The 18,142-nt window shown below is 58.4% G+C and carries 14 protein-coding genes; 4 read left to right on the top strand and 10 right to left on the bottom strand.

The window, feature by feature from the left end; all coding sequences use genetic code 11:
• Positions 1–24 precede the first annotated feature (24 nt).
• From NKJ18_RS25590 to NKJ18_RS25580, 3 genes are all read right to left on the bottom strand, one after another.
• Positions 25–1,065, bottom strand: a complete 1,041-nt coding sequence (locus NKJ18_RS25590; protein WP_352760268.1) for an ABC transporter permease — start codon at positions 1,063–1,065, stop codon at positions 25–27.
• Between the two features lie 67 nt (positions 1,066–1,132).
• Positions 1,133–2,179, bottom strand: a complete 1,047-nt coding sequence (locus tag NKJ18_RS25585) for a sugar ABC transporter substrate-binding protein (protein WP_352760266.1) — start codon at positions 2,177–2,179, stop codon at positions 1,133–1,135.
• Between the two features lie 39 nt (positions 2,180–2,218).
• Positions 2,219–2,992: an ATP-binding cassette domain-containing protein gene (locus NKJ18_RS25580; RefSeq protein ID WP_352760264.1), complete on the bottom strand. Its 774-nt coding sequence runs from the start codon at positions 2,990–2,992 to the stop codon at positions 2,219–2,221.
• Positions 2,993–3,403: 411 nt separating this feature from the next.
• Here NKJ18_RS25580 and NKJ18_RS25575 point away from each other — a divergent pair, with 411 nt between their 5' ends.
• The 3 genes from NKJ18_RS25575 (at position 3,404) to lhgD (ending at position 7,235) form a co-directional block, all read left to right on the top strand.
• Positions 3,404–4,273, top strand: a complete 870-nt coding sequence (locus NKJ18_RS25575; protein WP_352760324.1) for an SMP-30/gluconolactonase/LRE family protein — start codon at positions 3,404–3,406, stop codon at positions 4,271–4,273.
• A gap of 265 nt (positions 4,274–4,538) precedes the next feature.
• The gene (locus tag NKJ18_RS25570; RefSeq protein WP_352760263.1) at positions 4,539–6,005 is read left to right on the top strand and encodes an NAD-dependent succinate-semialdehyde dehydrogenase; all 1,467 of its coding nucleotides are present in this window, start codon (positions 4,539–4,541) and stop codon (positions 6,003–6,005) included.
• A 27-nt stretch (positions 6,006–6,032) separates the two neighbouring features.
• On the top strand, positions 6,033–7,235 hold the full coding sequence (gene lhgD / locus NKJ18_RS25565) for an L-2-hydroxyglutarate dehydrogenase (protein ID WP_352760260.1): 1,203 nt from the start codon (positions 6,033–6,035) through the stop codon (positions 7,233–7,235).
• A gap of 549 nt (positions 7,236–7,784) precedes the next feature.
• Here lhgD and NKJ18_RS25560 read toward each other — a convergent pair.
• The 7 genes from NKJ18_RS25560 to NKJ18_RS25530 form a co-directional block, all read right to left on the bottom strand.
• Positions 7,785–8,426 (bottom strand): MBL fold metallo-hydrolase, encoded by a 642-nt coding sequence (locus NKJ18_RS25560; protein WP_352760258.1) that lies wholly within the window; start codon positions 8,424–8,426, stop codon positions 7,785–7,787.
• A gap of 287 nt (positions 8,427–8,713) precedes the next feature.
• Positions 8,714–9,712: an ABC transporter ATP-binding protein gene (locus NKJ18_RS25555; protein ID WP_352760257.1), complete on the bottom strand. Its 999-nt coding sequence runs from the start codon at positions 9,710–9,712 to the stop codon at positions 8,714–8,716.
• Positions 9,709–10,704 carry an ABC transporter ATP-binding protein gene (locus NKJ18_RS25550; RefSeq protein ID WP_352760255.1) on the bottom strand — a complete coding sequence of 332 codons (996 nt, stop codon included), beginning with the start codon at positions 10,702–10,704 and terminating at the stop codon, positions 9,709–9,711. The genes NKJ18_RS25555 and NKJ18_RS25550 overlap by 4 nt, the downstream gene beginning before the upstream one ends.
• A gap of 1 nt (position 10,705) precedes the next feature.
• Positions 10,706–11,596: an ABC transporter permease gene (locus NKJ18_RS25545; RefSeq protein WP_352760252.1), complete on the bottom strand. Its 891-nt coding sequence runs from the start codon at positions 11,594–11,596 to the stop codon at positions 10,706–10,708.
• A gap of 9 nt (positions 11,597–11,605) precedes the next feature.
• A complete protein-coding gene (locus NKJ18_RS25540; protein ID WP_352760250.1) occupies positions 11,606–12,547 on the bottom strand; it encodes an ABC transporter permease in 942 nt (313 codons plus the stop codon).
• Between the two features lie 173 nt (positions 12,548–12,720).
• Positions 12,721–14,310: an ABC transporter substrate-binding protein gene (locus NKJ18_RS25535; RefSeq protein WP_352760249.1), complete on the bottom strand. Its 1,590-nt coding sequence runs from the start codon at positions 14,308–14,310 to the stop codon at positions 12,721–12,723.
• 66 nt (positions 14,311–14,376) lie between these two features.
• Positions 14,377–16,041, bottom strand: a complete 1,665-nt coding sequence (locus NKJ18_RS25530) for a N,N-dimethylformamidase beta subunit family domain-containing protein (RefSeq protein ID WP_352760246.1) — start codon at positions 16,039–16,041, stop codon at positions 14,377–14,379.
• 399 nt (positions 16,042–16,440) lie between these two features.
• Between NKJ18_RS25530 and NKJ18_RS25525 the strand changes: the two genes are divergently transcribed.
• Entirely contained in the window at positions 16,441–18,123 is a 1,683-nt protein-coding gene (locus NKJ18_RS25525) for a GMC oxidoreductase (RefSeq protein ID WP_352760244.1), read from the top strand.
• Positions 18,124–18,142 lie beyond the last annotated feature (19 nt).

The following is an 18,142-nucleotide window of genomic DNA, read 5'->3' as shown; positions in this document are numbered from 1 at the left end:
GAACCGACACGCAGCCAATTCTGCTTATAGGTACCGCTTCCGGATTGTCGTCTTCAGGGCATCCAGCAACATTGCTGCGAGAACCAGAGCGCCTTGAATCATCTGAGTGTAGTGTGGCGGCATCGAAAGGAGGTTGATCGCAGTTCTGATTGCACTCAGTAGAAGCACGCCGGCAAAGACTCCGGACAATCTGCCGATGCCACCCTTTAGGCTCACTCCACCGATGACCACCGCTGCAAACGCTTCGAACAGCATCCCAATGCCAAGGTTCGGGGTCGCCCCGGATGTCCGAGCTGCGAGCAACCATCCGGCAAAAGCTGCGAGTGCAGCCGATAGCACGAAGCTCCATGCAGCGATCTTTTCTACAGCGATTCCGGCCCGGAATGGCGGGATGGGATTGCCGCCCACAAGGTAGAGGTAGCGGCCAAACGGCGTCTTCTTCAGGACGAATGAAAATACCAAGAAAATGGTGACTGTCAGCCAGGCAAAGAGGGGTATTCCCGCCAACTTGACTAGGGCGATCGATCTCAGTGAAGCGGGCAATCCAAACACAGCCGAACCGCCATTGAACGCTACGACGGCCCCGCGAAGGAAGATATATGTCGCGAGCGTCGCAATGAACGCATTGATCTTCAGCTTAATAACCAGGAGGGCGTTGGCGAGGCCGATGGCAACACCCAAGCCAAGAGCAACCGCTAGCGTCCCCGGGATGATCAGCCAACCTGGGCCTTGCCCCCCTCCCCATCCTAGCGGGCCGGTGCTAACCAAGGTCGCGGTAACCATGGCGGCAAGAGCCATGGTCGACTCGATCGACAGATCCATTTGGCCAGCGATGATCGTGATCGATAGGCCGACCGCGAGGATGCCGACAAACGTGGCCTGCTCGATGATATTGAAGAAGATGCCGAATTGGGCATAACCAGGAATTGCGACACAAAACACCGCAAGAATGGTCAGCAGGATCAGCCATACGATGTTCTCGAGTGCGGCTTCGATAAGCGTCCGCTTCATTCCCAGCCCTATCTGCCGAGGGCGAACGGTTTCCTGGTCACTTAAACTTGTCATGGCTGCCTCGAAAGCAAGCCTGAGGCCGAGCGAGCGTGCTCGGTCCCCAGGGGGTCAAATCAAAACGTCAACCGATTGGAGTGACCTTGACGTCCGGGATCTTGCCATTTCCCCAAACGGCCGGATCGTCAACGTTTTCCTTTGTCACGACCTTTCCGGGGATCTTGAAATAGGGACCCCATGGCTCGATCGTCAGCGCAGCGTCAAGGCCAAGAACCTGATAAGTGCCGACGTTGAGAGGCTGTTTGTTGACAAGCTTGTCCATCACCTCAGCCACGGCCAACGCTTGCGCATACATGGGCTGCGCAACCGACGCTTGCTGCCAGCCGGCACGAATCTGAGCCAATCCACCGGGGTCGCCGTCTCCATCCAGGCACATGACCTCGCCTGGCTTCTTTCCGGCCGCTTCGAGCGCTCCTTGAACTGCGGACGCTAGATACCCCGAGTGATAGAAAATGACATCGATATCTGGGTTAGCCTGCAGCTGGTTCTGCGTCGTGCTGCCGGCGTTGGTTGGTTCCCACTGCGGCGTCGGCTTGGTGATAAGCGTCACGTCGGAAAGGCCCGCCAACTTCTCGCCGAAACCCTTTGCCAGGCCCACCACGTACGAGTCGCCGGGATCTCCCATGATTTGCAGCACTTTGCCTTTGAGCGAACCCTTCCGCTCCTTGAGAAGCCGGATCGCCTCATCGCCAGCAATGCGGCCGATCTCAATCGTGCCGGCCACAGAGGTAAAATCGAGCTTGGTGCCCTTGATCTCGCGATCAAATGCGATCACCGGAATTCCGGCGGCCCTAGCCTTCTCGACGCCAGGCAGGGCTGCGTCGTAGTCAACGGCGGCGAGGACGATCGCCGTTGGATTTAGGTTGATAATGTTGTCTATCTGGTTCAGCTGCAGATCGGACTTATTGCCGCCATCCAAGGTGATCATTTCGTAGCCGATCTGCTTAAGAAAGGCGGCCTCGACCTTTGCGGACGCCGGATAGAACGGGCCGCCCGAATCAGGAATTAGGAAGTACACCTTTCCTTTACCGGCAGCGGCCACGCGGCTGGACGCCAATCCGGCCATGGCTCCCAAGGCTAGCCCGCCTATCTGTCTTCTCGAAAAATTCATTGCTGCGCTCCCTGTCTTCTTATTGCCGAGGACAAACGATCAGGATGCGGATCGGCGAGCCGCATCTCCGGTAATCATTCGAATGACATCCTCATGAGTTGTCTGGGCAGTCGGCACGTTTCCTGCAACCCGCCCCTGATGCATGACAACGATGCGATCCGCGATCTCGAAGGCATGGGTCATATTGTGGGTGACGATGATCACCGTGATACCCTGATCGCGCACATGCGCGATTGTTTCCAAGCCCCGCCGCACTTGCTCCACGCCCAACGCGGCAAATGGCTCGTCTAGCACGACGAGCTTTCCACCCCAGTGGACAAAGCGGTTAAGTTCGATCGCTTGACGTTGGCCTCCCGAGAGATGCTCTGCATTAATTAGTACAGAGCGGATGCGCGTACCTCCTGCACTCAGCACTTTCTCAGTGATTGCCTTCATCTCGCCCTCCCGAAGAACCGGGATGCCAAAAAATCGCCGAGTGAGTTCGCGTCCCATGAAGAAATTCGCGACAACGTCGGCATTCAGGCAAACGGAGAGGTCTTGATAGACGGTCTCGATGCCCATCTGCTTCGCGTCATGAGGAGACTCGAAGACACGCTCCTCGCCTTCGAAGAAGATCTTGCCGCCTGACGGCTTCAGTCCGCCAGAGATTACTTTGATCAACGTCGACTTGCCTGCGCCGTTATCACCCAGAAGGGCCAGCACCTCGCCTCGACCGACGGAAATATCCACTCGATCCAGCGCCATGACAGCGCCGAAATGCATACTGATGTCCTTCAGGTGCAATAAATCGCTCACGGCAGCCGCGTCCCTCATGCTGTTTCCGCAATTGATCGACCATATACGATATTTCAAATCGGTCAAAGCTAATGTTTGGAAAATTAGCTCAAAGCCATTCCTCTCATTGTGAGCCTGGCAGTCACAATCGCGGAGAAATAGAACATTATTTCCCCTCGGAATCCCGGGGCCCAGCTTCCATTTTGAACTCTTCCGTACTCCCGGTTAGAGTGGCAAGCGCGTTTTCGGCAGCGCCTACGTCCTCACGGGCGGGCGGATAGCCGTGGCAATTTGATGTTTGCGTCTCATATTTCATCTGCCGCAGGACAAAATCGGCTCGACAAGTCCGAAATTTGCTATATCAAATATGCGTTGGCTGATATAAAATTCTAGAAGCGCCGATTTTTGCACTTCCTGGTCGCCGCCGGCAGGGCTGAAGGAGAGTATCGTTTGCACTTGGATTCGCCCCAGTCTTTCACGCGACATGTTTCCTTCGAACTTGCCCTCGGGGAAAGTCCTGTCTGGGACGACGACCGGCAGATACTTTGGTTCGTCGACATCTTGGCGCCGGCGCTCTATCAACTCGATCCAGCTTCGGGACAATTGACCGTTCATCCGATGCCCGCGCCGGTCGGCAGCGTCGGCCTGGCGCAGGGTGGACGATTGATCGTCGCGCTTCGGAGCGGCGTGCACCTTTATGACCCGGCGTCGCGATCGCTCGAGTTCCTCGTTCACCCTGAGCCGAATGTCTCGATCAATCGGCTCAACGACGGCAAAGTCGGTCCGGACGGCTGCTTTTGGGTGGGCAGCATGCACGATTCCGTTCCCCGCTTGCCCACCGCGTCGCTTTACAGGATCACGCCGGACGGCCGGTGTACTCGGATGTTGGGCGGGATCAATGTGTCGAATGGTTTGGCTTGGAGTCCTGATGGCACAACGATGTACCACGCGGACTCGAGAGGTTCGGTCTCTGCATATGATTTCGATCCCACCAGCGGCCAGATGTCCCGAATGCGGGTGCTGGTCACGCCCAGTGAGGAAGAGGGTCTGGCCGATGGGGCCGCGGTCGATGTCGATGGCTTCTATTGGAGCGCCGGAGTAACGGCAGGCCGCATCAACAAGATTTCACCGGCCGGCGGCATCTTGGCCTCGATGCCGGTGCCCACAGATGCGCCAACGATGCCGTGCTTTGGGGGCCGCGATCTTCGAACCTTGTTCATAACGTCGCTCTCGACAGCCCGCAACGGCAAACCGGACCTGGGAACCCTGATCTCTTGCCGGATGGACGTACCTGGCGCGCTAGTCGGGAAGTTCGGGTGATGGAGAGCTCACCTGATGGTCGACGAGACCCGACCCGCCACGTATCGCAGACCTTTCTTGGTCGACCTCGCCACGCCGCAGCTGGCATGGGCATGCGGCCTCTTCCAACTGACGGATCGCCGCGCCTGCGCGCCCTGGCAAAACCGAAGGCGGCCTCGCTACTGGTAAAACGATTGGGGTCTCGTCTCGTGCTGAATACTCAAAATTCGGGGTGCCATGCCAACCAATCAAAGGCCGCGGCGCCATTAGCCAAGAGGACATACCCGTGACCAAGCCTTCAGTTTCGACCGAAATCGCCTATCCCGACGTGCTTTTGCGTATCGATGGGGATTGGCGTCAGTCAAGCAACGGCCGTACCTCTCCCGTCGTCAACCCGGCCACCGGCGAGGTGCTGGGCGTGTTCGCCCATGCTGGAGAGGCTGATTTCGGAGCCGCGATAGAAGCCACGAGCAAGGGTTTTAAAACTTGGCGTGCGACCTCGCCCTTCGATCGTTCCAAGTTGATGCGGCAAGCCGCCGAACTGCTGAGAGCCCGGTCCGGGGATGTTGCGCGGCTCCTGACGCTCGAACAGGGAAAGCCGTTCGCCGAAGCCAAGGCAGAGACGCTGAGTGCCGCCGACATCATCGATTGGTTCGCCGAGGAGGCGCGGCGCACCTATGGGCGTGTTATTCCGGCCCGCTCTCGCGCCGTTCGCCAACTCGTGATTAAGGAACCGGTTGGGCCGGTTGCTGCATTCACACCCTGGAATTTCCCCGTCAGCCAGCTTGCGAGGAAGCTTGCCGCCGCCTTGGCCACAGGATGTTCAATCATCATCAAAGCGGCCGAAGAAACGCCTGCGGCGCCAGCCGAACTGGTACGTGTGTTCATCGACGCCGGCTTGCCGGACGGCGTCATTGGTCTCCTGTACGGAACACCAGCTGAAATTTCGCAGCACCTTATTTCCCATCCGGTGATCAGGAAGATATCGTTCACTGGATCGACTCCCGTCGGCAAGCAGTTGGCGTCTCTGGCCGGCCAGCACATGAAGCGTGTGACTATGGAACTCGGTGGCCACGCACCGGTGATCGTTCTCAAGGACGCTGATTTGTCACGCGCCGCGTCGACGATGGTCGCATCCAAATTCCGCAATGCGGGGCAGGTCTGCGTGGCACCGACACGCTTCCTCGTTGAGGAGCCTGTCTATGACGAGTTCGTGGCGAAATTCAGCGACGCTGCCAGGAAGATCAGGGTTGGCAACGGGCTCGCCGCGGAGACAGCCATGGGTCCGCTGGCCAACGCGCGGCGGGTAGAAGCGACAGAAATCTTCGTTCAAGACGCGGTGCAGCACGGAGCCGAATTGGTGACTGGAGGCGAAAGGATAGGCAATACCGGCTTCTTCTTTCAGCCGACGGTACTCTCCAATGTGCCCACATCGGCGCGCGTCATGAACGACGAACCATTTGGCCCCCTGGCGCTCATGGTCCCGATGCGGTCGATTGACGAAATCATGGTCGAAGCAAACAGGCTGAATTTCGGTCTGGCGGCATACGGGTTTACCCGGTCGGCAGCTAACGCCGCCAGGATCGGCGATGAAATCGCTTCGGGCATGATGTCGATCAATCATGCTGGGCTGGCGCTGCCAGAAGTGCCGTTCGGAGGCATCAATGACTCGGGCTACGGCACCGAAGGCGGCGCCGACGCTTTGGAAAGCTATCTGAACCCCAAATTCGTCTCCCATTTGCAGATCGACTGACTTTCCCAAATAGACGGAACCCAATCCATGAGCACATATGACGTCGTGATCATCGGCGGCGGCATTGTTGGCGTTGCGACTGCAATGCGCATAAGTGACCGCTATCCTGGTTTTTCAGTTGCGATAATCGAAAAGGAGGCAGACCTCGCCCAGCATCAAACCGGGCGAAACAGCGGCGTCATTCATGCCGGAGTGTACTACAAGCCCGGCAGCCTAAAGGCGTTGTTCTGCAAGGAGGGGGTCGAGGCAACTATGGCTTTCTGCCGCGAGCACTCCATACCATTCGATCAATGCGGAAAGATGATCGTGGCGACAAAGCCGGACGATCTCCCGCGCATGACCGCTCTGCATGAACGCAGCAAGGAGAACGGGTTGAATGTCGAAGTTCTCGATGCAACGGAGCTTGCGCGGCGCGAGCCGAGGATAACAGGCCTCGGGGCGCTATTCGTGCCGACCACTGGCATCGTTGACTATGCCGTAGTCGCCCGAAAAATGGGCGCGGAACTGGTGCGACGCGGTGGTGAAATCCTCACGGGCCTGAAGGTCGAGGCCATCAAGGAGGAGCCGAACGGGGTCACGATCGAGGCGGGCCCGAGAACAATCAAGGCAGGTCACCTGATCGTCTGCGCCGGGATTATGGCTGACCGCCTGGCCAAGCTCAGTGGACTGACTCTGGATTTTCAGCTGGTGCCATTTCGCGGCGAGTACTACCGGCTCGGCTCTCACAAAAACGATATTGTCAACCACCTGATATATCCCGTACCGGATCCTGCCCTGCCATTCCTCGGCGTCCACCTGACGCGCATGATCGGCGGATACGTCACCGTGGGTCCGAACGCCGTGCTCGCCTTCGCGCGCGAAGGCTACCGGTTCAGCGATTTCAACTTCAAAGATGTGGCCGAGATATTCTCGTACCGGGGGTTCCGTGTGCTTGCTAAGAACAATCTTGGTTTGGGTCTGTCAGAAATGGCCAATTCGTTGAGCAAACGACGCTATCTGGCGCTTTGCAGGCAGTACTGCCCCGAACTGAAGATCGATGACCTGGAGCCTTACCGTCCGGGTATCCGCGCTCAAGCGGTGATGAGCGATGGGACGATCGAGCATGACTTCATCATACGCTCCACGGCCCGGATCGTGCATGTCTGCAACGCGCCCTCCCCGGCAGCGACGTCCTCAATGCCGATTGCTCGCGCGGTCGTTGACCGCGCGGCAACGCAATTCGGATGGTGAGGTGGGCAGCCGCGCTTCCCAGCGAGCCCGCAGCCATTGTGCAGTGTTTGGTCGGTCGAGGAGGCATTCACACGCACCCGGAAGATCTGGCGTTATGATCCGCCGTTCACGGCAGTAGGATGTAAAAACCAGCGCACAGCCCAGCCGCAAAGCAGAAGATGCGTAGACTCCTTTGGGGTGATGGATTGATTCACGCGGCGGTCGGCATCGCCTTCAAGGACTGGAAGGGCGATCTCTATGGGGTATCGATCCCGACGCCATCGACGCGCTTCCAACAAAGCGACCAAGCTCATGGCGGCAGTCTTGAAGTTGCATCAAGATATTGATGCCCTCACCAGCGGGTAAGGTCGGGCAGCCCGTCCCCGTCAGCGAACCGCAGGATCGTCGACAAACATCGGATTGCACCTTCCAGGCTCTGTTCCAAGAGCAGCGCGACGGACGCCGGGAGCCTCTCTCCCCGACCTTAACCGCTACGCCCGCCCTATTTCTCTACACTAACGTCCTGCGTTTCGAGTGAGGCTTTCAGCAGATAGTGGGCAAATGCCTTGGCTAAACAAGATCCCGATTGGTTAACCGCTCACGTCCGAAACTACTCCCTGGACCGTGGCCACATGTAAACTGGATGTCGTCGCCCAAGGGTAGAAGCTTCTCCTTTACGGAGCGTATCAGCGCAGTCTGGTCGCCAAACGGAAGGTCCGCGCGTCCCAGCGAACCGGAGAGCATGACGTCGCCCAAGTGGGCGACGCGCGCGGCCTTGTTGATGAAGACGATGTGGCCGGGCGCATGACCGGGGCAGTGAAGAACGTGAAACTGGTGATCGCCGAACTGCACGATATCGCCCTCTTCAAGGAATCGATCAGGTGTGCAGTTACGAGCCCCATCCACTATCCCGTGAAATTCAGCGCGCTCGATGATCGTGGAGAGCCAAGGAATGTCCGCTACGTGCGGGCCGATTATGTCGACGTTCAATCTATCTTTGAGCGTCATCGCCCCTCCGGCGTGATCGACATGACCGTGAGTCAGCCAGATCGCCTGTGCGCGCACACGTCGTCTCCGCAACGTTTCAACAATCGAATCCACCTCACCACCGGGATCGATGACCACCCCTACCAATGTGTCCTGATCGAACAAAATCGTGCAGTTCTGCTCCAGTGGCGTAACAACGACTGTCTCTACACAAATCTTACCCACTGTTCTTCCTCTCATGTCATGCCGCCAGAAGCACCAGATCAGTTCCTTTACGCAGTTGGCGGATCCGCGCGGTTGACCAGCCGGACTCAAATCTCGACGGTATGAACGCCGCCGCGAAGCCATCCTGAATTTGCTGACACTTCGGTTGCACACTCTCCACCCTCAGAGCCGATAGCGCCGAACTCCCCTAGTGCACAATCGGCGCCACCACCCGGCATTCGCGTCTCCTCTACAAAGGAATCGATACGGGGCCATATGGTGTTGCGAACTTCGATGTTGCGGCGTCTTTACAACGAGGCTCCCGCCACAAGTGGCTCATCGTTCAGGTGACATGCGGCGAAGCGTCCGGGCGTCACCTCTTTCAGCTCAGGCTCCACCCGAACGCACCTATCGAAGGCGTGCGGGCATCGAGTGTGGAAATAGCACCCGGTTGGAGGGTTGATCGGGCTCGGTATGTCGCCGTTCAGGACGATTCGCCGCCTCTGGTCGCCCACTTTCGGCACGGGAACGGCCGACATCAGCGCCTCCGTGTATGGATGCCTGGGGGCCGCGAAAACGTCACGCTTGGAGCCGAGTTCAACGATCTTGCCGAGATACATCACAGCCACGCGGTGCGTCAGGTGCTCGACCACAGCGAGATCGTGGCTGATGAAAAGCAGGGCGACGCCCAGCTCAGCCTGGAGATCCTGAAGAAGGTTGATGATCTGCGCCTTGACCGAGACGTCGAGGGCGCTGACCGCCTCGTCGCATACGATGACGTCGGGATTGGTCGCCAGGGCGCGCGCGATACCGATCCGCTGCCTCTGACCGCCGGAGAACTCGTGCGGCCATCGGGAACCGGCGTCTTTCGGCAGGCTTACCGTCGCGAGCAGCTTACCGACCTTGGCGTCGATCTCGCTGCCATTGGTCGCAAGTGAAAAATTGCGCAGTGGTTCGGCCAGAATGTCCCGCACGCGCATACGTGGGTTCAATGAGCTGAACGGGTCCTGAAATACGAACTGCATGCGCCTGCGCAGCGGCCGCCACGCGCTTTGGCTGAATGCGTCGATACGCGTACCGTCCAGGAAGATTTGTCCGGCAGTCAGGCTGGAAAGACCGAGTATCGAGCGTCCGACCGTGGACTTTCCGCAGCCTGACTCTCCAACCAGCGACAGGGTTTCACCCCGATGAAGGTCAAACGACACATCGTCGACTGCATGCACGAAGCTCTTGGTCCGCCAAAAAAGTGACGAGGACAATGGGTAGTATTTCTTCAACCCAAGGACCTGAAGTATCGGCACCGTCATATGGGCTGCTCCATTGCGTCGACCACCGCATGATGGCAAGCGACCTCATGCGCCGGCGCCTTCATGATTAGCGGGGGGACGGTATTGCGGCATATCTCCGTCGCCCGAATGCACCTCGACGCGAAAGCGCAGTAGTCGATCCTGCGCTTCAGGCTCGGAACCATGCCGGGAATGTCGGCAAGACGGCTTGATTCGCCCGCCAAGGAAGAACCCAGTTTCGGAACCGATCCGAGCAACCCGATCGTGTACGGATGCAGAGGACGCTCGAAAAGTTCGGTCGCTGTCGTCGCCTCGACCACACGCCCCGCATACATGACCATTACACGGTCCGCGATCTCAGCGACCACACCCAAATCGTGCGTGATAATGACGACCGCGGCGCCGACCTTGCGTTTCAGCTCGCGCATCAGATTAAGGATCTGAAGCTGGATGGTGACGTCAAGCGCGGTCGTAGGCTCATCGGCGATTAGGAGCTTCGGACTGCAGGCGATGGCCATCGCAATCATTACCCGTTGACGCATTCCGCCAGACAGCTGATGCGGATACTCGTTGATGCGGCGCCGCGCTTCCGGGATTCCGACGACATCGAGCATCTCGATAGCGCGGCGCTCGGCTTCCTTCTTTCCCAGGCCCTCGTGAAGCCGCACCGACTCGGAGAGCTGGTAGCCGATCGAGAGAACCGGGTTAAGGCTCGTCATCGGTTCTTGAAAGATCATGGCCATGTCCTTGCCACGGATCCGGCGCATGTCTCGCTCCGGCAGTCCCAGCAATTCCCTGCCCATCAATTTGATCGACCCGCGCGACCCGCCGGACGACGCATCGATCAGGCCGAGAATGGACATCGCGGTGACGGATTTTCCGGATCCGGATTCTCCAACGATCGCGAGCGTCTCCCCCGCGTCAACGCCGAATGAGACGCCGTCGACCGCGCGAGTGATGCCGTCCCTAGACCTGAAGTGCGTCTGCAACCGCGACACTTCCAACAAACGCATGTTAGACTTTCCCTGCAATTCTCGGATCAAGCGCGTCGCGCATACCGTCGCCAAGCATGTTGATGGCAAGCACCGTGACCGAAAGAAAAGCTGCCGGGAACATCACGATGTACGGCTTCACCTGCCAGAGCGCACGCCCCTCCGCCATGATGTTGCCCCAAGACGGCGTGGTCGGTGGCGTTCCGGCGCCGATGAACGAAAGGACAGCCTCGGTGATCATCGCCGAGGCGCAGACATATGTTGCGTGCACCAGAAGCGGAGCCAGCGTGTTTGGCATAATGTGGCGGAATATGATTTTCGCCCTATGTGTCCCCGAAACGATTGCGGCGTCGACATAGGGCTGTTCGCGCAATGACAGAACCACTCCGCGCACGAGTCGAGCGACCCGTGGTATCTCCGCGACGCTAATGGCAAAGATCACATTTACGATGGAGCCGCGCATGAGAGCGATGAGAGCTATCGCCAGGAGAATGGGCGGGATGGACATGAGACCGTCCATCACGCGCATTATTATGGAATCGGCGCTTCGCAAGAAGCCCGAGACTAGGCCGATCAATAAACCTAAAACGGAGGCGACGACGGCGACGGCCAGCCCGACGACAAGTGAAACACGGGTGCCATAAATGACGCGCGAATAAACGTCACGGCCAAGCATATCCGTTCCGAACCAATGCTCGGCTGAGGGCGCGAGCGTTCTGAGCGAGGGGGCGAGCGCCGTCGGGTCTACCGTCCATAGGATCGGAGCGGCGACGGCGATGGCCGCAATCGACATCAAGAGCGCTGCGCCGATCGTGATGGTTGGGTTGCGGAGCGCGAAGCCGAGAACACCTGTTCGCACCTTTACCGGCGGCAGAAAGTCCGCGGGTATGCCGTCGTCAATGTTGCTGATCATCGTGCATTCCTAGTATTTCACTCGTGGATCGAACACGGTGTAAAGCAGGTCGATCAGGAGGTTGACGATCACATAAGAGAAACTGAAGAGGAGGACGACGCCTTGGATAACGGGATAGTCGCGTCGCAGGATGGCGTCGACCGTAAGGCGGCCCAGGCCAGGGATGACGAACACGCTCTCGGTGACGACAGCTCCTCCGATCAAAAGCCCGACCCCGATTCCAATCACCGTCACGATCGGAATCGCCGCGTTCTTCAGCGCATGAACGAAAAGGATCATCCGCTGGCCGACGCCCTTGGCCTTGGCCGTGCGTATGTAGTCTTGCTGCAGGACTTCGAGCATCGCCGCGCGGGTAACGCGTGCGATCAACGCGATGTAGCCCGTGGATAAGGTCAGGGAAGGCAGAATCAGCGATCTGAACCAAGGCCACAATCCTCTCTCGAGAGGGGCGTATCCTTGGACGGGCAGTATTTGAAAATGCAACGCCAGGACATAACAGAGGGCATAGCCGACGACGAAGACGGGCACCGAAAAGCCGACCACCGCAGCGCCCATAACGATGCGATCGACAAGCGTGCCTTGTCGCCAAGCGGCCACGACTCCCAGCGGTACCGCGACGAGCACCGCGAAAACAAGCGTGATGAACATCAGCGACAGAGTCGGCCCGGTCCGTTGCATGATCATCGTGCTGACAGGGAGGTTGGCGAAGATAGAGGTTCCCAAATCGGCGTGAAGCAGGCCCACGAACCATACGCCGAAGCGTATCAGGAACGGCTGGTCGAGCCCCAAGCTTTCTCTGATGCGAGCGATGTCTTCCTGCGTCGCCTGGTCGCCAGCGATAATGGCTGCCGGATCTCCCGGGGCGATATAGAGAAGACTGAAGACGAAAAATGCGACGAACACCATCACCGGTATCGTCGCCATCGTTCGCCTTGCAACGTAAGACAACATGCGTTCGTTCCTAGGGTTCCGGCGAGGCGCTGCCCCAGGCAGGGCCGGCGCGATAAAAGAAATTATTCGCTGCACGAACGATGTGGAACGAGAGCCGAACCAGGTTCGCGCGAAGACGTTCGAATCAAAGAGGCTGTGCAAGACCACGTGGTCGCACAGCCTCGCTCGACACTTCAGGCGGACTTCTCGACCCCATAGAACAGCGGGAAGCCCTCCACGATGTTGCTGAGGGTCTTGAGGTAAGCGGTCGGCTGCTTATAGAAACCGGTCGGTATGTAGGGCAGATCCTCGAAGTATTGTGTCTGCAGATCCTTCGCTACGCGCATTTGTTCGGCGGCGTCGTCCGTCGCCATGAACTCTTTGCGCAGTGTTTCGATCCGTTCACTGGCAGGCCAACCGACGGCGCCTTCCTTGCCGATTCCCCGAAGATACGAGTTGCCTACCGGATTGATGCACACCACGCCCGCGAGGTAGTTGCACCACGCGCTCCAGCCGCCTTTCTCGACGGGTTCCATCGAGTTCAGACGCGGATACACAGTTCCCCAGTCCTGCGCCTGATAGTCGAGGTTGATGCCGACCCGACGGAACACATCCGCGGCGACTTCGCTCATTGCATTCAAGGCAGGGAGGTCTGTCGGGACAAGCAGAACGACCTTCTCGCCATTGTAGCCCGCGGCCTTCAGGTCGGCCTTAACCTTCTCCAGATCGCGCGGGGCGGTCAGAGCCTGCATGCCGGCGTCGTTTACGAATGGAGAGCCGGGCGTAAAGAATCCCACATTGTCCTGCCAAAGACTGCGATCATTGCCCATGACCGCGGTCATGTAATCCGCCTGGTTGATGCCGGCGAGAAGCGCCCGGCGGATGGCGGGGTTGTTGAACGGCGGCTGAAGGTGATTGAGCCGGATGTGGCCCATCAAACCGCTCTTGTCTTTGACTTCCACGGCGATGTCAGGGATCTGTTGCAACAACGGAAGAAGGTCCGGCGTCGGCTGCTCCCACCAATCCATCTCGCCCGATTGCAGTGAGGCCGCCGCTGTCGAGGCGTCCGGAATTGTGTGCCATTCGACCCGGTCGACCTTGACCACCTTGCCCCCGCACATAAAGCTCGGAGGCTCGTCGCGAGGCACATATCCCTTGAATTTCTCGTAGGCGTTTAGCTGCCCAGCCATCCGCTCACTGGCGAGAAAGCGGAATGGCCCGCTGCCGATTATCTCCGAAATTGGAGTCGAAACGTCGGTCTTCGCCAGCCGTTCTGGCATCATGAAGCATACAGACGAGCCCTTTCCGAACACGAAGGGCAGTTGCGGGAAAGGCGTCTTCAGGCGAAACTCGATGACCTTGTCAGACTTGGCGCTCAGTTCGTCGGTGTTTGCCAGCAGATTTTTGCCGAGCGGATCCTTGCTGCCCCACCGCCGCATGCTGGCGATAATGTCACGTGGCAGAACCGGTTCATTATCATGAAAGCGCAGCCCGTCGCGCAGCGTGATCGTCCAGGTAAGCCCGTCATCCGAAGAGGTGTGCCCCGCCGCCATCTGCGGCCGCAGGTTGAAATTTGCATCCAGGCCATACAAGGTGTCGAACACCATCATGCCATGGTGACGAGAGACGAGGCTGTTGGTCTGAACGGGATCGATCCCCGATAGGTCGGCTTGGGGAATGAACTTGATGACAGACTGATTTTGCGCTCTGACTATCGATGGCGCGAACATCATGGTGGCGGTTGCCGCTGTAGCTTTAAGCAGCGTACGTCTGGCGATTTTCATCGAACTCCGTTCCCATTTTTTCGCTAAGTGACAGACATTTGTTGACGCCGAATAGCAATTTCGGGGCTATTCAGCCGAAAATCGATCCAATATGTTTCTGGTTATCTTCTCGGTGAATGGTTCGCCGCGCGTGAGTCCAACGATCCACTCGCACGATCCGGCAGTGACCACATGACCCTTGCCGCGCGGCATCGAGACCATCATACCCGAGCCATAGCGGAGCTTGCGGCGAGCCACGTCCGGTTCATCATCCACCATTGAAACGATGGTCTCGAGATCGTCGTCTCCTATGTAGTTGCGGAAGCCGGACCCGACCTGCTCATGCTCGAACAGAACCGCAGGGCTCATGGCCAGGATTTCGATGTTGTCGGGCACGCCGGAGGCGGGGACGGCGCGTGGGAGACCCTCGCTGAATGTATAATCGAGGCCGTCAACCTCGTATCCAAACACGCCAGCCTCCGAACCGAAAACGTCCGCATAACTCAAATTCGTCCCGGCGAAGGCCCAGTGATGAGGGCGGAAGACGGTGAACCCTCGCGACCCCCGAGGTGTAAAGCTGCCCCAGTTCGCATACATGCCGTGGTAGCCGTTGACGCCGACTGTCGAGGCGCCAGGCCAGCCGACGGCCGGGCTTTCCCAAGCGCATGTGACCAGATGCTTGCGCTGGGGGTCATCGCGCAATGGATCCTGTTTCGGCGCCTTGGATTTCCAACAAATCTGCTTGCCGCCATCCTCTTCCAATCTGATCTGCCAGAGGAAGTTGCCGCCGAAGCGGCTTAAATTGCCGCCACGCTCGACGAAGGCCTCGATGGCCTGGCGCATATCCCAAGACCAATACTCGTCGTGCCCAACCGTCACGACGCAACTATAGCGGTCGAGAGTTTCGGGCCGGGCGTGCAAATCGGTCTGAGTGATCACGTCGAAATCGTAACCTTGCGATTCCGCCCATACCGCGAAATGGCGATCGAACTGGGCCCATCCGGCGCAGGCATAATTCTGCGCCCATCCGCCCGGGTAGCCCCACTCCTTGGACGGGTAACGAGGCATCTCGTTCATGCGTGGAGCGTGGTCCAGCGTGATCCGCGGTGCGCCGTCGGGGAGCCAGACGAAGCCGCGCGACCAAGGCCGCCGCAGGCTCAGTATCGGCGAGCCCTCGTTGCGGTTTGCACCCCAGGTGCCGAAATAATGGTTGGCGCCGCCCCAGTCGTTGTAGGCAGTCCAGGTGGCGGTGGCCAGGACGAACAGAATGCGCCCCTTCTGCGTTTGCGGAGTGGGACGAACGACCACAAAATGATGCTGGATGAACCGCTCGCCGTGTGCGCGCTCGCAAGTCGACACGATACGGTAGAAACCAGAGCGCATATCGTGCGGAATGCGCCAAGTATGTAGGACGGGCCAGTCGCATCCATCCATATAGGCGGTGGGCGACGTCGCGGCGAAGGCGCCGGAAAGGCCTTCGGCCTGCTCGACGCGTTCCGGCGCATGACCGTCCCTGTAGATGGTCATCGACCAGCGATCCGCAGTCGTCGAGGCAAGAAATTCCACGGTCTCGCCGGGATCGTAGGACATCCTTTCAGTGCAGACGAAGACCTCAGGAAAATCCCGATCCTCCCGCGGGGCCTGGAAACGAAAATCAGAGAAAACCGACTCGTCGGCGAAGCCCATGCGCACGCGCCTCGGGGCGATGGCGTGCGAGCCGAGTTCAGGGGGCACCCATTCAGTGGTCTTCATTCGTACCTCGACGATGACACGCGGGAAACAACCAGCGCCCGCCGCACCATAGCCTAGCATACGATATACCAAATGCAAGATCGTTGAATCACACGAATCTATTCGGACCCTGGTGCGAAATCATCAGTTGTAGTCAGCCCTCGACCGGAAATTATGGTTGAATTTGAGCCTGATACGGTCCCATTTTTCGCCATCCATCAATGCGAATGAAAGCGGGCTAGCAGCTCCACGCGGGCCATATTTTAAAATGTCATTTCAAAATTCTTCATGATGCTCGACACAAAGCCCAAGTTTGATATATAGAAAATCGCTTAGATGACCCGCCCGGCATGCGCTTACCCACCAACTTGATGAGGCCTCGACGAACGTCACAGCGTTCGGCGAGTGAAAGGTCCTAGAATGGCAGACACGAGAGATAAGAAGAACATCGAGAAGACGTGGGATTTCATCATAATCGGCACCGGCATCGGCGGCGGCACGATTGGACATGCCCTTGCCCAAGCAGGAAAGTCCGTCCTGTTTTGTGAGCGTGGCAGATCGTATTTCGGGGATCAGGAGGCGCTCGCGGGTGACTTTTTGGACGCACTGGTTCCCGATCCGCGTTCCACCATAAGCGACCACGACAAGGCGCGGGCTGGACGTTTTTCGGGGCAGATATTCGACGCGACCAATGGGCGGAAGATTCCAATTCAGCCGATGATCGGGATCGGGACAGGGGGCAGCAGCGCGCTCTATGGCATGGTCATGGAACGCATGTTTTCGGAAGACTTTGAGCCCGGCGCCAATTTCCCAGACGCAACCGACGCAAACATCCCGAGAAGTTGGCCAATCAGCTACGACGACCTTGCGCCCTATTACACCGCCGCTGAAAAACTGTATGAGGTAAGGGCGACGAGGGATGCCCTGAGGCCATCCGAGGAACGCGGCATCGCCGATCCGCGCCCCTTCTCCCCGGCAACCAACGAGATCGCGGAACACTTTCGCAGTCGCGGCATGCATCCCTACCATGTACCCGTCGCCTGTGCGCAGGTTGATGGCTGCCAGGAATGTGTCGGCTACCTGTGTTCTAGGCAATGCAAGCGGGACAGCGTCATGGCCTGCCTAAAGCCGGCGCTGGATAATTTCGGCGCCGAGATCCTTACGGAATGCGAGATCGAGACGCTGGAAATTGCGGAAGGCCGTGTCGCCGCGGTGAACGCTCGACGGCGCGGCGACGCCGTCAAGCTTCACGCGCGAACCGTGATCCTGGCCGCAGGAGCGATCCACACGCCGGCGATCTTGCTGCGATCTGGTGGTCCGGAGGGCGTATCCAATGGCTCTGGTCAGGTCGGCCGTAATCTGATGCGGCACTTCATCGATTACTACCTAGTTTATCCCAAGGCAGATGTTCGCGGTGGCTTGTTGAAGCAGCTTGCCCTGAATGACCTGTACAGGAAGGACGGCGTGAAGCTGGGAACAATTCAGTCGAATGGGCAATTGCCATTGCCGAGCAGCTTGGCGCTCAGCTTCAGGGAGAATTTGAAAGCGATCTGGCCACCACTTGCAAAACTTTTTCCCCTCATCCGTCCTCTCGTTGAGATGCGTGCGGCCCAGTTGCGAGCAGGCGCTTATGCGATGGTGGCATTCGGCGAGGACTTGCCTTACCAGCGCAACCGCATTTTCCTCTCCGATGCGAGAAAGCACATAAACTTGAGCTACTCGATATCTCGGCAGGACCAAAAGAGGTTAGAGACGTTCAGAAAACTGATCATTGAAGCGTTGCGCCCTTTTCGGGCAAAGACAATCTTTAGAGCACACCAAAACTTCGTACTTGGCCATGTATGCGGGACATGTAGATTCGGCGACGATCCGGCCACAAGCGTTCTCGACCGAAACAACCGTTCGCACGAGATCTCCAATCTCTACGTCACTGATGCGTCGTTCTTCCCAACGAGTTCCGGCACCAACCCATCACTGACTATCGCCGCGAACGCGCTTAGAGTCGCCGACGTGATCCTCGGAAAAACGCACGTGTCCAGGGGGGTCGATGACGTTCTCGTATACGCAAGCCAACCAGTTGATGATGTAAATCCATCAGCGTAGCGCTGTTCTCAGACCTTAA

The sequence above is a fragment of the Mesorhizobium sp. M0217 genome, from assembly GCF_040321955.1.
Classification (GTDB): domain Bacteria; phylum Pseudomonadota; class Alphaproteobacteria; order Rhizobiales; family Rhizobiaceae; genus Mesorhizobium.
The sequence above is the reverse complement of the archived record's forward strand: the minus strand, read 5'-3'. Positions and strand labels throughout refer to the sequence as shown.